This window comes from Microbacterium pollutisoli (assembly GCF_053586795.1).
In genome coordinates this window covers 387,034-401,331 of sequence record NZ_JBNYWT010000001.1, presented here as the reverse complement: position 1 = coordinate 401,331, position 14,298 = coordinate 387,034, and the positions used below count along the sequence as shown (strand labels likewise).

At 70.3% G+C, this 14,298-nt stretch carries 12 protein-coding genes; 7 read left to right on the top strand and 5 right to left on the bottom strand.

Going from position 1 to position 14,298, the window contains the following annotated elements:
* Window positions 1-11 precede the first annotated feature (11 nt).
* A complete protein-coding gene (gene glnA / locus ACQ143_RS01930; RefSeq protein ID WP_449569035.1) occupies window positions 12-1,436 on the bottom strand; it encodes a type I glutamate--ammonia ligase in 1,425 nt (474 codons plus the stop codon).
* Between the two features lie 127 nt (window positions 1,437-1,563).
* Here glnA and ACQ143_RS01925 point away from each other — a divergent pair, with 127 nt between their 5' ends.
* Window positions 1,564-1,998: an RDD family protein gene (locus ACQ143_RS01925; RefSeq protein ID WP_449569034.1), complete on the top strand. Its 435-nt coding sequence runs from the start codon at window positions 1,564-1,566 to the stop codon at window positions 1,996-1,998.
* A 14-nt stretch (window positions 1,999-2,012) separates the two neighbouring features.
* Here ACQ143_RS01925 and ACQ143_RS01920 read toward each other — a convergent pair whose 3' ends face one another.
* The gene (locus tag ACQ143_RS01920) at window positions 2,013-2,723 is read right to left on the bottom strand and encodes a DUF4191 domain-containing protein (RefSeq protein WP_449569033.1); all 711 of its coding nucleotides are present in this window, start codon (window positions 2,721-2,723) and stop codon (window positions 2,013-2,015) included.
* 119 nt (window positions 2,724-2,842) lie between these two features.
* Here ACQ143_RS01920 and ACQ143_RS01915 point away from each other — a divergent pair, with 119 nt between their 5' ends.
* Window positions 2,843-4,180: a hypothetical protein gene (locus tag ACQ143_RS01915; RefSeq protein WP_449569032.1), complete on the top strand. Its 1,338-nt coding sequence runs from the start codon at window positions 2,843-2,845 to the stop codon at window positions 4,178-4,180.
* Window position 4,181: 1 nt separating this feature from the next.
* Here ACQ143_RS01915 and sucB read toward each other — a convergent pair whose 3' ends face one another.
* From sucB to ACQ143_RS01900, 3 genes are read right to left on the bottom strand one after another with little or no spacing between them, the layout of a single operon-like run.
* Window positions 4,182-6,029, bottom strand: a complete 1,848-nt coding sequence (sucB, locus tag ACQ143_RS01910; RefSeq protein WP_449569031.1) for a 2-oxoglutarate dehydrogenase, E2 component, dihydrolipoamide succinyltransferase — start codon at window positions 6,027-6,029, stop codon at window positions 4,182-4,184.
* 58 nt (window positions 6,030-6,087) lie between these two features.
* Entirely contained in the window at window positions 6,088-7,458 is a 1,371-nt protein-coding gene (gene lpdA / locus ACQ143_RS01905; protein WP_449569030.1) for a dihydrolipoyl dehydrogenase, read from the bottom strand.
* On the bottom strand, window positions 7,455-8,921 hold the full coding sequence (locus tag ACQ143_RS01900) for a leucyl aminopeptidase (protein WP_449569029.1): 1,467 nt from the start codon (window positions 8,919-8,921) through the stop codon (window positions 7,455-7,457). Before ACQ143_RS01900 ends, lpdA begins: the two co-directional genes overlap by 4 nt.
* A 92-nt stretch (window positions 8,922-9,013) precedes the next feature.
* On the opposite strand from ACQ143_RS01900, the gene ACQ143_RS01895 reads away from it, so the two are divergent.
* From ACQ143_RS01895 to ACQ143_RS01875, 5 genes are all read left to right on the top strand, one after another.
* Complete coding sequence (locus tag ACQ143_RS01895; RefSeq protein ID WP_449569028.1) at window positions 9,014-9,940, top strand: proteasome assembly chaperone family protein; 927 nt, start codon at window positions 9,014-9,016, stop codon at window positions 9,938-9,940.
* Between the two features lie 232 nt (window positions 9,941-10,172).
* Entirely contained in the window at window positions 10,173-11,516 is a 1,344-nt protein-coding gene (locus tag ACQ143_RS01890; RefSeq protein ID WP_449569027.1) for an RNA polymerase sigma factor, read from the top strand.
* Window positions 11,513-12,205 (top strand): coenzyme F420-0:L-glutamate ligase, encoded by a 693-nt coding sequence (locus ACQ143_RS01885; protein WP_449569026.1) that lies wholly within the window; start codon window positions 11,513-11,515, stop codon window positions 12,203-12,205. Before ACQ143_RS01890 ends, ACQ143_RS01885 begins: the two co-directional genes overlap by 4 nt.
* A gap of 1 nt (window position 12,206) precedes the next feature.
* Window positions 12,207-13,229, top strand: coding sequence for a sugar-transfer associated ATP-grasp domain-containing protein (locus tag ACQ143_RS01880; protein WP_449569025.1), 1,023 nt, complete (start codon window positions 12,207-12,209; stop codon window positions 13,227-13,229).
* A gap of 19 nt (window positions 13,230-13,248) precedes the next feature.
* The gene (locus tag ACQ143_RS01875; RefSeq protein ID WP_449569024.1) at window positions 13,249-14,262 is read left to right on the top strand and encodes a sugar-transfer associated ATP-grasp domain-containing protein; all 1,014 of its coding nucleotides are present in this window, start codon (window positions 13,249-13,251) and stop codon (window positions 14,260-14,262) included.
* Window positions 14,263-14,298: the final 36 nt, after the last annotated feature.

Sequence of the window (14,298 nt, the reverse complement as noted above, 5' to 3'; positions counted from 1 at the left end):
TCGGCGCCGGATCAGACTCCGAAGTACAGCTCGTACTCGAACGGGTGCGGACGCGCCGCGAGCGGGATGATCTCGTTCTCGATCTTGTATTCGATCCAGGTCTCGATCAGCTCGGGGGTGAACACGCCGCCGGCGAGCAGGAACTCGTGGTCGTTGCGCAGCGCCTCGAGCGAGTCGAGCAGCGAGTTGGGCACCTGCGGGATGCCCTTGGCCTCCTCGGGCGGCAGCTCGTAGAGGTCCTTGTCGACCGGCTCGTGCGGCTCGATGCGATTCTTGATGCCGTCCAGACCCGCCATCAGCTGGGCGGCGAAGGCGAGGTACGGGTTGCCCGACGCGTCCGGCGCGCGGAACTCGATGCGCTTGGCCTTCGGGTTGGAACCGGTGATCGGGATGCGGATGGCCGCCGAGCGGTTGCCCGCCGAGTACACGAGGTTCACCGGAGCCTCGTAGCCCTTCACCAGGCGGTGATAGCTGTTCAGGGTCGGGTTCGTGAACGCGAGCACCGCGGGTGCGTGGGCGAGCAGACCGCCGATGTACCAGCGCGCGGTGTCGGACAGACCTGCGTAGCCCTTCTCGTCGTAGAACAGCGGCTCGCCGTTCAGCCAGAGCGACTGGTGGGTGTGCATGCCCGACCCGTTGTCGCCGAACAGCGGCTTGGGCATGAAGGTGGCGACCTTGCCCCACTCATTCGCGGTGTTCTTGACGATGTACTTGAACTTCAGGATGTCGTCGGCCGCGTGCACCATCGTGTCGAAGCGGTAGTTGATCTCCTGCTGGCCGGCGGTGCCCACCTCGTGGTGCGAGCGCTCCAGCTGCAGGCCCGACTCGATCAGGCGCAGCGAGATGTCGTCGCGCAGATCCGCGGTCTTGTCGACCGGCGCCACCGGGAAGTAGCCGCCCTTGTAGGGGGTCTTGTTCGCCAGGTTGCCGCCTTCTTCTTCGCGGCCGGTGTTCCAGGCGCCCTCTTCGGAGTCGACCTTGTAGAAGCTCGAGTTCGAGGTGACCTCGTACCGGACGTCGTCGAAGATGTAGAACTCCGCCTCCGGGGCGAAGTACGCGGTGTCGGCGATGCCGGTGGATGCCAGGTACTTCTCGGCCTTCTTGGCGACCTGACGCGGGTCCTTCGCGTAGATCTCGCCGTTGCGCGGGTTGTAGATGTCGAAGAGCATGATGAGCGTCTTCGCCTCGCGGAACGGGTCGATGTAGGCGGTGGTGACATCCGGGATCAGCTGCATGTCGGACTCGTGGATGTTCGCGAAGCCGCGGATCGACGAGCCGTCGAAGAGCTGGCCGACGGTGAAGAACTCCTCATCGACGGTCGAAGCCGGAATGTTGAAGTGCTGCTGCACACCCGGAAGATCCGTGAACCGGATGTCGAGGAACTTGACGTCCTCGTCCTGGATGAATTTCAGCACCTCGGATGAGTCTTTGAACATGGAGTCTCCAGATCGGGTGAGTGTCGCGCATCTCGGATCGCGCGTGCCTCGAATCTATCGGCATCCAGTTGCCCGGCAGTATCTCCCGTGTTTCGGGGATGTTTCGTGGACGACGTAGGCTGGAAGGGTGCCAGATCCCGTGACCGAGAACACCTATCCGGGCGAACGACTGGGCCGTCCGGACAGCGGATCAGGCAGCGTCGCACGCTTCGGCCGCCGCATCGTCGCGCTCATCATCGACTACGCCGCCGCCACCCTCATCGCGACGGCGTTCTTCGGCTATGACCAGTTCGCGCTGCCCGCCGACGCCGGGGTGACGATGTTCTCACCGTTGATCGTGTTCGCGATCCTGCAGGTCCTGTTCATCCCGACCCTCGGGGGCAGTCCCGGTCACCGCATCATGGGACTGCGGCTCGAGATGCTGCACGGCGGCTGGCCGGGGCTGTGGCGGCCCATCGTGCGGACGCTGCTGCTGGTCGTCGTGATCCCCGCCGTGATCTGGGATGCTGATCAGCGCGGTCTGCACGACAAGGCGGCCGGCACGATCCTCGTCCGCGCCTGATCCGGGCGCCGCGCTCAGCGCGGACGCGGGGCGCGGGCCTTCATCGGGTCGATGCCTTTGGGGATCGGCAGCGACGTGACCGACTGCGACACCGAGTCGACGCGCTTGACGACTGCGGCCAGGGTGGCCCGGTCGAGCTTCTTGGGCAGGGACTTGATCGTCGAGGCGAGCTTGCTGATGGGCACCTCGTCCTCGCCGTGACCGACGTAGAAGACTTCGATGGGCACACCGGCCGCGACCCGCTGCACCTTCAGCCGCTCGTCGTTGATCAGCCGCGTCATCCGGCCCCGCGCGCCTTCGGCGACGATGACGACGCCCCCGCGACCGATCGCGCGGTACACGGCATCCTGCGTCTTGGGGTTGATACCCACGGGCATGTCCGATGCGATCCACTTGCGCCCCAGGGACGTCGACAGCACGTGCCCGGACGCGCCGGGCATGCCGTCGATCTTCTTGTACATCGCCTTCGTGGACAGGCGCGTGAGGGTGATCATCGCGCCGAGCAGACCGAACATGAGTCCGGTGACGCCCCAGAGGATGACGCTCCAGATGGCCGCGGGCGGGATGAGGAAGCCGACCAGCACACCCAGGGCGGCACCGAGCACGATGGTCCCGATGAGCACCCACGGCAGCCACGGGTACGCGTCCTTCGTGAACGTGATCAGGGAGCGGAGCTGCTTGAAGAACCCGGGGCGCTTCTCGGGTGCGGAACTGCGGGATGCCATGGCTCCCAGCCTACCTGCGCGTCGCGCCGGTTCCTCCCCAGGTTCGCTGTGGGCGCGACTGTCCACCGAGTCGCGTACCACCCGTGCCCCCCGCGGGGTGGGGGACGCAGACTCGGACGATGGCCGCCTCGATGTGGAACGACCCGCTGCAGCCGCCCGCCGCGCTGCGCACCGTGCGTCCGGGGGACTACCCGTACCCGGGGACCGTGCGCGCCGGGGTTCCGCCGCGCGTCTGGGTGGATGCCGGGGAGCCCGGCATCGCGGCGGTGTGGGATGCGGCGGCCGACGGCCATCTGCTCGCGCCGGTCGACATCGCCCGCACCGGCGACGGGCACGCGGTGCTGCTGCCGCTGTGTCCGGACCGGCTGGTGCCGCGGGTCGCCGCGTGTGATCCGCTGTCGCCGGGCGAGGCCGTCAACATCGCCGTCAGCCTGCTGCGCGGGGCCGGCGAGGCGGCGGCGCGCGACGAGGACGGCGGCACGTGGTGGCTCACCGATGAGGGACGCCCCGTGCTGGCGCTGGGTGGTGGGGGCTCCTGGCGCGAGGAGACCGACGCGCTGCTGGGCCGGCTGGCGGCCGCCCAGGAGGAGCCGCTCGCGGAGGCGCTCGAGGATGCGGCGGCCCTGGTCGGTTCCGCGGACCCGCCGCGGGGAGCCTGGGAGGCGTGTGAACAGCGGCTGCTGGATGCGGCGGCTCCCGTCGCCCTCGGCCGGCGCGCGGCGCCGCCGGCCCGATCGGTTCCGGTGACCGCGTCGCGCGTGCCGGGGCCGGACGCCGCGGCGCCGGGCACGGTCGCGGTGCTGGTGGACCGCCTCGTGCAGGCGTTCGATGGCGACCTGGCCGCCCGGCTCCGCGGTCTGGGGGAGCGGCTGCGCTCACACCGCCCGAAGGCCGGGATCACGGCTCGTACGGCGACGGCCGCCGATCCCGACACCGACGCACCGGATCAGGTCGAGCCGGACACCCCGCCCGACGACGCCGCGCCACCCACGCGCCGCCGTGCCTGGCTGATCGCCGCCGGCATCGCGGGGGTGATCGTGGCCGGCGGCGCACTGTGGCCGCAGGACGACGACTCGGCCGCCGCCCCGGCATCCGTCATCGACACGCCGTCACCTGTGCCCACGGATCCGCCACAGCCGTCCGTGCCGACGCCGGACGCCGCCCCCGACCCAGTCGACGCCGCCACGGCGCTGCTGGGCCGACTCACGCACTGCCGGGACGCCTCCGACGACGCGTGCGAGGGCGTGCTCGAAGAGCCGGGCCGGCCGGTTCCCGCCGGGGTGGCCACCGGATCGGTGAAGCCGGAGCTGTCGGTCCTCGACGAATACGGCGGGGTGGTGGTGCTGCGCGCCGAGGACACAGACGACGCCGCCGCCCCGGCACAGATCGTGGTGATCGTGCGGGACGGCGGCGGGTGGCTGATCCGCGACGTGTACGACATCGCGGGGCCGGAGTGATTCAGATGCCGAGCTGACCCTCGAACTCGGCGGCCTCCAGGCGCGCCTTCATCGCGCCGAGGAAGCGGGCCGCGTCGGCGCCGTCGATGATGCGGTGATCGTACGACAGGGCGAGGTAGACGTAGGAGCGGACGGCGATGGCGTCCACACCGTCGACCTTCACGACACCGGGCTCCTTGACGACCGCGCCGGTGCCGAGGATCGCCGACTGCGGCAGGAACACGACCGGCGTGTCGAACAGCGCGCCCCGCGAACCGGTGTTGGTCACGGTGAACGTGCCGCCGGCCAGCTCGTCGGGCTTCAGCTTGTTCTCGCGCGTGCGCGCGGCCAGATCGGCGATCTCGTTCGAGATCTGCGCCAGGTTCTTGCCGGCCGCGTCGCGCACGACCGGCGTCAGCAGACCGCGCTCGGTGTCGACCGCGATCGAGATGTTCTCGGAGGCGGGGTAGACGATGTCGGTGCCTTCGACCGTCGCGTTGATGATCGGGTAGGCCTGCAGCGCCTCGGTCGCGGCCAGCACGAAGAACGGCAGGAACGACAGCTTGCCGCCGGTCTTGGCGACGAAGTCCGCCTGCACCGCGCTGCGCAGCGCCGCCACCTTGGTGACATCGACCTTCACCACGGTGGTCAGCTGGGCGGTCTCCTGCATGGAGGCGACCGCGCGCTGGGCGAGGACCTTGCGCAGCCGCGAGAACGGCTGGGTGGTGCCGCGCAGCGGCGAGACCTCGAGCTGCGGGGTGGCCGGAGCCGCGGCGGCCGGGGCCGGAGACTTCGCCTGCTCGGCGGCCTTGAGCACATCCTCCTTGCGGATGCGTCCGCCCACACCCGTGCCGGTGACCGTCGCCAGGTCGACGCCCTGCTGCTGCGCGAGTCGGCGCACGAGCGGGGTGACGTAGGTGACGGTGTCATCGCCGGCCGCCGGCGCAGCCGGCGCAGGAGCGGCTGCCGGGGCCGGTGCGGGTGCAGCCGGAGCGGCAGGTGCCTCCGCAGCGGGAGCCGGAGCCTCGGCGGGGGCCGGAGCCGGAGCGGCGGGGGCCGGAGCCGGAGCGGCGGGCGCTTCCGCAGCGGGAGCCGGAGCCTCGGCGGGGGCCGGAGCCTCAGCAGCGGGCGCCGGGGGCTCGGCGGCGGGAGCCTCGGCGGGGGCGGCCGCGCCGGAGCCGATGCGCGCGAGCACGGCACCGACCTCGACGGTCTCATCCTCGGAGACGACGATCTCCTGCAGCGTGCCGGAGAAGGGCGAGGGGATCTCGGTGTCGACCTTGTCGGTGGAGATCTCCAGCAGCGGCTCGTCGGTCTCGACGCTGTCGCCGACCTGCTTGAGCCAACGGGTCACGGTGCCCTCGGTGACGCTCTCGCCGAGCTCGGGGAGCACGACATCCTTCGCGTCGCCGGAAGCGGCGGGGGCCGCAGCGGCCGCGGGCTGCTCGGCGGCCGGCGCGGCAGGAGCCTGCTCGGCGGGCGCGGCCTGCTCGGCAGGAGCGGCCTGCTCGGCAGGAGCGGCCTGCTCGGCAGGAGCGGCCTGCTCAGCGGGCGCCGCCTGCTCAGCGGGGGCCGCGTGCTCAGCGGGGGCCGCGTGCTCGGCAGCAGGAGCATCCGAAGAGCCGGCGCCGGAGCCGTCGCCGATCTCGGCCAGGACAGCACCCACCTCGACGGTCTCGTCCTCCTGCACCAGGATCGCCTCGAGCACGCCGCTCACCGGCGAAGGGATCTCGGTGTCCACCTTGTCGGTGGAGATCTCCAGCAGTCCCTCGTCGGCCTGGACGGTGTCACCGACCTGCTTGAGCCAGCGGGTGACCGTACCCTCAGTCACGCTCTCGCCGAGCGCGGGGAGGACCACGGATGTGCTCATGGGTGTGTCTCCTTCAGATGTCGATGTCTTCTCTAGCTTAGTGACCCGCGGGCGCGAGTCAGAGTGCATGCAGCGGCTTTCCCGCCAGCGCGAGGAATGCCTCTCCCAGTGCCTCGCTCTGCGTGGGATGCGCGTGGATGAGCGGCGCGATGTCTTCGGGGTGGGCCTCCCAGCCCACGGCGAGCTGACCTTCGGTGATGAGCTCGCCGACCCGGTCGCCGACCAGGTGGACGCCCACGACCGGACCGTCCTTCCGACGCACGACCTTCACGATGCCGCCGGTGCCGATGATCTCGCTCTTGCCGTTGCCGGCGAGGTTGTATTCGTAGGCGACCACCGCGTCGCCGTGCGCCTCCCGCGCCTGCGCCTCGGTGAGCCCGACGGAGGCCACTTCGGGGTGCGAGTAGGTGACCCGCGGGATCGTGGTGTCGGGCACCGGCACCGGTGACAGACCCGCGATCTGCTCGGCCACGAAGATCCCCTGCGCGAATCCGCGATGGGCCAGCTGCGGCCCCGCGACGAGATCGCCGACGGCCCAGATGCGGTCGGCCGTGGTGTGCAGACGATCATCGACGGTGACGAACCCGCGCTCGAGCGAGACGCCGGCCTCTTCGAAGCCGAGACCGTCCGATGCCGGTCCGCGGCCGACGGCGACGAGGAGATGGTCCGCCTCCAGCGCGGTGCCGTCCTCGAGCGCGACCGAGACGTCGTCGTCGGTCTGGGTCACCCCGGCGAACCGGGTGCCCAGACGTGCGGCGATGCCCCGTTTGCGGAACGCCCGCTCGAGCGCCTTGCTGGATGCGACGTCCTCTCCGGGCAGAAGGTGGTCGAGCGCTTCGACGATGGTGACCTCGGCGCCGAAGGAGCGCCACACGCTCGCGAACTCGACGCCGATCACCCCACCACCGAGGATGACCACACGCGCGGGGATCTCAGCCAGCCCCAGCGCGCCCTCGCTGGTCAGCACCCGGCCGCCGATCTCGAGCCCGGGCAGCGTGCGGCTGTACGAACCGGTCGCCAGGACGATGTCGGCGCCGCGGTAGAGATCGTCGCCGACGGCCACCGCACGATCGGAGGTGAGCTGTCCTGTGCCGGTGACGACCTCGATGCCGCGCGCCTTGATGAGGCCTTCGAGCCCCTTGTGCTTCTTGGCGACGATGCCCTCGCGGTACGCGGCCACACCGGCCGGGTCGATCCCGGTCAGGGTGGCCGTCACGCCCACGTCGGCGGCGGTGCGCACGTGATCGGCGACCTCGGCCGCATGCAGCAGCGCCTTGGTGGGGATGCAGCCGCGGTGCAGGCAGGTGCCGCCGAGCTTGTCCTTCTCGATGAGGATGACGCTCTTGCCCAGTTCGGCTGCCCGCAGCGCCGCCGCGTAGCCGCCGCTGCCGCCGCCGAGGACGACGACGTCTGCGTTGCGTTCGCTCATTCCGCGCCTCCCACGAACTCGATGAGCGACCGCACGGTGGCGGCGGTCGGCCCCTTGTCGGTGACGCCGTAGCCGGCGCCCTTGAGCATTCCGGAGCCGGCGATGTCGAGGTGGATCCAGGGGATCGGCGTCGGATCGTCTTCACCGACGGTACCGACGAAACGCTGCAGGAACAGCCCCGCGAACATCGACCCGCCGGCGGGATCGCCGATCTTCGCGTTCTGCAGGTCGGCGATGGGGGAGTCGAGCTCTTCGGCCATGTGCGCCGGCAGGGGCAGCTGCCAGGCGAGTTCACCGGCCCGGTCGGCGGCCGCCAGGTACTCGGCCACCGCGTGATCGTCGCCCATGACGCCGGTGTGCCGGTTTCCGAGGGCCACGATGATGGCGCCGGTCAGCGTCGCGATGTCGACGAGCACGTCGGGGCGGGTGCGGCTGGCCGCGGCGAGACCGTCGGCGAGCACGAGCCGTCCCTCCGCGTCGGTGTTGAGCACTTCGACGGTGGTGCCGTCGAACGTGCGCACGACGTCCCCGGGTCGTGTCGCCCGACCGGACGGCATGTTGTCGGCCACGCACAGCCACCCGGACACGTGGACCGGGAGCTGCAGGGCGGCGGCGGCGCGGACGACGGCGAGCACCGTCGCGGCGCCGGCCATGTCGTACTTCATGCCGACCATCGACGCGGCGGGCTTGAGCGAAAGCCCGCCCGTGTCGAACGTGATGCCCTTGCCGACCAGCGCGATGTGCCGCGACGCGTCGGCGGGCGAGTAGTCCAGGCGGATCAGCCGCGGCGGGCGGTCCGAGCCCTTGCCGACGCCGAGGATGCCGCCGAAGCCCTGCTCGGCCAGCGCGACCTCGTCCAGGACCTCGACGTCCACCGGCAGGGCGGCGACGGCGTCGACGGCCTGCTGGGCGAAGTCCGCCGGCCCCAGCCACTCGGCGGGCGTGTGCACGAGGTCTTTGACCAGTGCGACGGCCTCGCCGACCGCGGTGACCGCGGCGATGTCGGCCTCGGAGGCCGCGGCCGCCGTGTGCAGGACGACCCGCTCGGCACGCTGCGCACCGACATCCTTCTTGTACCCGTCGAACCGGTAGCCGCCCAGCACGGCACCTTCGGCCGCGGCGCGCCACAGCGCACTGGCGGTGTCGGGCACGGCGACGGCGAGCGTCGCGAAACCGGTCGTGGTGCGCACGGCGGCGCCCACGGCGTCGCGCACGGCGGCGGCGTCAGGGTCGACCCCGGTGCCCACGACGACGAGGGGCTTGTCGGTCACCTCCGGTGCGTACGCGCGGACGGTGCTGCCGGCGGTGCCGGTGAAGCCGACGGCGCGCAGCGAGGCCGCCAGTCCCGGCCACGCGGCCAGGGCCTCGGCGTCATCGCCGAGGGGAGGCAGTGCGAGCACCAGCGCATCCGCGTCGGCATCGGTCAGGGGGGCGGGGGAGAGCGTCAACGCGGGGATCGGCATGCTGACCATCCTAGTTTTCGCCCGCCGATCGTGTTCGCTGTCAGCGGGACGACGGTGCGCCCGGCCCGGCCCACGCCTCGTACAGTGGATCTATGCCTTTGTCGGGTCCTCTTTATGAGCGCGTTGCGTCGGCACCGCCCGTGCCGCCGGGGCTGCCGCTCGTCGTGATGCTGACCGGCTTCACCGATGCCGGCGGCGCCGTCTCGCGCGTCATCGACCTGCTGCGCGAAGACCTCGACCCGACGCCGATCGTGTCGTTCTCGGCGGACGTACTGCTCGACTACCGCGCCCGCCGGCCGGTCGTCACGTTCGACGGCGACCGGCTGACCGACTACCGGGCGCCACGGCTCGAGCTCTCCCTCGCGCACGACACGCTGGGACACCCCTTTGTGTTGCTGGCCGGATACGAACCGGACTTCGCGTGGGACGCCTTCACCGAGACGGTCATCGGCCTGGCCGAAGGGCTGTCCGTGTCCACCGTCACCTGGGTGCACGCGATCCCCATGCCCGTCCCGCACACGCGGCCGCTGGGCACCACCGTCAGCGGCACGCGCACCGAGCTGACCGAGGCCCACTCGGTCTGGAAGCCGCGCACCCAGGTGCCGGCGACGGTCGGGCACCTGCTCGAACACCGTTTCGCCCAGGCCGGTGCGCAGGTGGCCGGATTCGTGCTGCTGGTGCCCCATTATCTGGGCGACACCGAATACCCTGCCGCGGCCATCGCCGTCCTCGACAGCCTCACCGTCGCGACGGGTCTCGTGTTCTCGAGCGAAGAGCTGCGCGAGGAGAACAAGGAGTACCTCGAAAAGGTCAGTGCGCAAGTCGCCGCCAGCGCCGAGCTGACCACGATGCTGCAGACGCTGGAGGAGCGGTACGACTCCTACATGGCGGGGTCGAACCTCGGGCAGCCGATCATCCACACCGGAGACCTGCCGAGCGCCGACGAACTGGCCGCCGAATTGGAGCGTTTCCTGGCCTCCCGCCCGCCCGGCGACGACGACCGCCGCACGCGGCAGTGACCGGTAACCGGCCCCCGCTGCGGGAATATCCGCCCGTCGCCGCACGTTGACCTCGGCAGAGGGGTTTCCGCGACACCCGCGCACGCGCAGGGATCGCGAGGGAGTATGAGACAATGGGGGATCTGACCCGTTGTCATCGTGGCCGCACTGCCTGGCAGTGCAGTCGCCGGACTTGACAAGGGTCATACTAATGTCCGAAAACCCGGCGGGTTCCGCCGGTGAAAGGCACGACGTGACGTCAGCTACGAAGACCAGCCGCACGCGTACGGGCGAGGACGCCGAAGAGACGACCACCGCCGAAGCGGCCGGCACGGCCGCCGCACCGAAGGCCGCCGCGAAGAAGGCTTCGGCGAAGAAGGCGACCGCCACCAAGAAGGCCGCGCCCGCGGCGAAGAAGACCGCCGCCAAGGCGGCACCGGCCAAGGCCCGGAAGAAGGCCGCCGACGACGACGCCCCCGAGGACGAGGACGTCGAGGTCGCCGAGACCGACGCGGACGAGGCGGACGAGACCACCAACGGCGCGACCGACAAGGCCGACGACGCGGAGGACGACGAGGACGCCGCCAAACCGGCGTTCACCGAGCCCCTGCCGACCGGTGCGCTGCGCATCACCTCGTCGGACGAGGACGACGTCCCCGTCTACTCGACGCAGATCACCGGCGCCACCGCCGACCCGGTCAAGGACTACCTGAAGCAGATCGGCAAGGTGCCGCTGCTGAACGCGGCCGAAGAGGTCGAGCTGGCGATGCGCATCGAGGCGGGCCTGTTCGCCGAGGAGAAGCTCTCGCACATGTCGGCGGCGGAGAAGTCGTCGCAGCTGGGCCTGGACCTGCAATGGGTCGCCCGTGACGGGCAGCGTGCCAAGAGCCACCTGCTGGGCGCGAACCTGCGTCTGGTCGTGTCGCTCGCCAAGCGCTACACCGGCCGCGGCATGCAGTTCCTCGACCTCATCCAGGAGGGCAACCTCGGTCTGATCCGTGCGGTCGAGAAGTTCGACTACACCAAGGGCTTCAAGTTCTCGACCTACGCGACGTGGTGGATCCGTCAGGCGATCACCCGCGCGATGGCCGACCAGGCGCGCACCATCCGCATCCCGGTGCACATGGTCGAGGTCATCAACAAGCTCGCCCGTGTGCAGCGCCAGATGCTGCAGGACCTGGGCCGCGAGCCCACCCCCGAAGAGCTCAGCCGCGAGCTGGACATGACGCCGGAGAAGGTCGTCGAGGTCCAGAAGTACGGCCGCGAGCCCATCTCGCTGCACACCCCGCTCGGCGAGGACGGCGACAGCGAGTTCGGCGACCTCATCGAGGACACCGAGGCGGTCGTCCCGGCGGACGCGGTGGGCTTCACCATGCTGCAGCGTCAGCTCGAGTCGCTGCTGGATTCGCTGTCCGAGCGCGAGGCGGGCGTGATCCGCATGCGGTTCGGCCTCGGCGACGGTCAGCCCAAGACGCTCGACCAGATCGGCGACACCTTCGGGGTGACCCGTGAGCGGATCCGCCAGATCGAGTCCAAGACGATGGCCAAGCTCCGGCACCCCTCGCGTTCGCAGTCGCTGCGGGACTATCTCGAATGACCCTGGAGGCCAACGAGGGCAAGGCGCTCGAGGTCACCGTCGACGACACCGCGTACGCGCGCATCCCGCTGCGTACGCGCGTCGTCATGCCCGGGGACGACCTCGACGCGATCGTGGCCGAGTACACCGCCGGTCACCTGCAGCCGGGTGACCTGCTGTTCGTGACCGAGAAGATCGTCGCCATCACGCAGGGTCGCTCGTACACGCTCGACGAGATCCGGCCGCGTCCGCTGGCCCGGTTCCTGTCGAAGTACGTGACCCGCACGCCGTACGGCATCGGCCTGGGCATGCCCGAGACGATGGAGATGGCGCTGCGCGAGTGCGGCACGCCCCGGATCCTGTTCGCGGCGGCGGTCAGCGCGGTCACGAAGCTGTTCGGCCGCCGGGGCGACTTCTACCGGATCGCCGGCGACAAGGCCCGCGCCATCGACGGCCCCACCAGCGGCACGATCCCGCCCTACAACAAGGCGGTCGTGCTCGGCCCGAACGACCCGGACGGCGTCGCCCGCCGGCTGAAGGCGCTCGTGGGGGTCGAGGTCGCCGTCGTCGACATCAACGACATCGGCGGCAACATCCTCGGCTCGACCCTGGACCCGCAGGCCGAAGCACGCCTCGTGCGCATCCTCGGCGACAACCCGCTCGGGCAGGGACATCAGTCCACGCCCCTGGGCATCATCCGCAAGGCCTGACATGGGAGCGCTGAACCGCCTGTACCGTCGCGCGCGTTTCTTCGTGCGCCGCGTGACCTCGTTCGATCGCGAGCGGGTGCTGCAGTTCGCCCGGCAGTCGGCGCGGCTGTCGAAGGCGCCCGTGTGGTGGGTGGTGCTCGACATGGCATGGTGCGCCGTGCGCTACGAGACCACGTTCGAGAACTACTCGGAGTGGGACTTCCGCATCCTGAAGGGTCGTGAGCGCAAGACGTACATGACCGACCCGAAGTCGTTCCACCTCTCGCGCCGGCTCAACGACAATTCGCAACGGCACATCTTCGACGACAAGCTCGAGTTCGCCCAGCGCTTCGGCGACGAGCTCGGCCGCGAGTGGCTCGACGTGACCCGGACGGATGCCGCGGAGCTGGCCGCCTTCCTCAGCCGCCACGACCGTGTCATCACGAAGAACCCCGGCGGCGTCGGCGGCAACGGCATCACGATGCGCGAGACCGCCGACATCAGCGACGCGGGCGCCCTGCGCGACGAACTCATCGCCGCGGGGGAGACCCTCGTCGAAGAAGTGCTCGTGCAGCATCCCGAGATGGCGCGCCTGTACCCGGGCAGCGTCAACTCGCTGCGCATGGTCACCTACCTCGATCCGGACGGCCAGGTGCACCTGCTGGCCGCCGTGCTCAAGGTCGGCAACGGCGGGGTGATCGACAACTTCAGCAACGGCGGCATGTACACGATGCTCGACGAGGCCGGCCGCGCGCTGCACGCCGCCAGCGACGAGGAGGGCAACCCCTTCGAGACGCACCCGATCACCGGTGTGACGATCACCGGGTACCAGGTGCCGTTGTACGGCGAGATCCTGCAGCTGATCGACCGCCTGGCCCGGCGCGTGCCGGCGCTGCCCTACATCGGCTGGGACATCGCCATCACGCCGACGCGTCCGGTCGTGATCGAGGGCAACCACAACACGGGCGTCTTCCAGTCCAAGCCGTCCGTCTCCGGCATCCACCGCGGGCTGCTGCCGCACTACCGTGCCGCCATGCGGTTCTGAGCACGAGGGGAATCGATCCATGGGTCAGGCACGCGTGCGTCTGGGGTATCTGCTCAACCGGGCGCGCAACATCCGGTTCGGCAACCTCGTCGAGTTCGCCCGGCAGACGCAGAAGGTGTCCAAGGCGCCGCTGCCGGTGATCATCGCCGACATGCTGTGGTGCTCGGTCAAGTACGACATGGGCTTCCGGGACTACGCGGTGTGGGACATCCGCCTGCTGAACGCGAAAGAACGCGCGACGTGGATGACCCACCCGAAGTCGTACCGGGTCACGAAGATGTACAACACCCCCGAGGGGCGCGCCCGGCTCGAGGACAAGCGCCGGTTCGCCCGAGAGTACGCCGACCTGCTCGGCCGGGAGTCGATCGACCTGCGCGACGTGGACGACACCGAACTGGCAGCCTTCCTGACCCGGCATCCGCGCGTGCTGGCCAAGCCCAACGATGGGCAGGGCGGTGGGGGCATCGACCTGCATGAGACGGGGCCGGGCACCGACGCGGCCGCCTTCCGCGCCGAGGTGACCGCGCGCGGGCAGACGATGATCGACGAGTTCATCGTGCAGCATCCGGACATGGCCCGCCTCTACCCGGACAGCGTCAACACGATCCGCTTGATCACCTTCCTCGACCCGCAGGGCACGGTGCACCTGCTCGCCGCGGTCCTGCGCATCGGCAACGGCGCCGTCATCGACAACTTCGCCTCCGGCGGCATGTTCACGATGCTCGACGCCGACGGCGTGGCCCTCTACCCGGGCGTGGACAAGAACAGCAATGTCTACCGCGACCATCCGGTCACCGGGACGCCGATCGTGGGGTTCCGGGTGCCGATGTACGACCGCGTCGTCGAACTGGCTCAGGCCTTGGCCGCCCGCACGCCCGAAGCCCCGTACGTGGGGTGGGATCTCGCGATCACCCCGGACGGACCGGTGGTCATCGAGGGCAATCACAACTCGAGCGTGTTCCAGCCCAAGCCCTCCGCGTCGGGGGTGCGCACCGGTCTCCTGTCGGTCTACAAGGACGCGATCGGGTTCTGACCGGCGCGCTGTGCACCGCGGGACGGATGCCCGGCG

What these genes read in the sequence shown, in the direction of transcription:
- ACQ143_RS01895 (WP_449569028.1), top strand. Translation starts at nt 9,014, where the DNA reads ATGCCTTTGTCGGGTCCTCTTTATGAGCGCGTTGCGTCGGCACCGCCC.
- lpdA (WP_449569030.1), bottom strand. Translation starts at nt 7,458, where the DNA reads ATGAGCGAACGCAACGCAGACGTCGTCGTCCTCGGCGGCGGCAGCGGC.
- ACQ143_RS01885 (WP_449569026.1), top strand. Translation starts at nt 11,513, where the DNA reads ATGACCCTGGAGGCCAACGAGGGCAAGGCGCTCGAGGTCACCGTCGAC.
- glnA (WP_449569035.1), bottom strand. Translation starts at nt 1,436, where the DNA reads ATGTTCAAAGACTCATCCGAGGTGCTGAAATTCATCCAGGACGAGGAC.
- ACQ143_RS01875 (WP_449569024.1), top strand. Translation starts at nt 13,249, where the DNA reads ATGGGTCAGGCACGCGTGCGTCTGGGGTATCTGCTCAACCGGGCGCGC.
- ACQ143_RS01915 (WP_449569032.1), top strand. Translation starts at nt 2,843, where the DNA reads ATGGCCGCCTCGATGTGGAACGACCCGCTGCAGCCGCCCGCCGCGCTG.
- ACQ143_RS01880 (WP_449569025.1), top strand. Translation starts at nt 12,207, where the DNA reads ATGGGAGCGCTGAACCGCCTGTACCGTCGCGCGCGTTTCTTCGTGCGC.
- sucB (WP_449569031.1), bottom strand. Translation starts at nt 6,029, where the DNA reads ATGAGCACATCCGTGGTCCTCCCCGCGCTCGGCGAGAGCGTGACTGAG.
- ACQ143_RS01900 (WP_449569029.1), bottom strand. Translation starts at nt 8,921, where the DNA reads ATGCCGATCCCCGCGTTGACGCTCTCCCCCGCCCCCCTGACCGATGCC.
- ACQ143_RS01920 (WP_449569033.1), bottom strand. Translation starts at nt 2,723, where the DNA reads ATGGCATCCCGCAGTTCCGCACCCGAGAAGCGCCCCGGGTTCTTCAAG.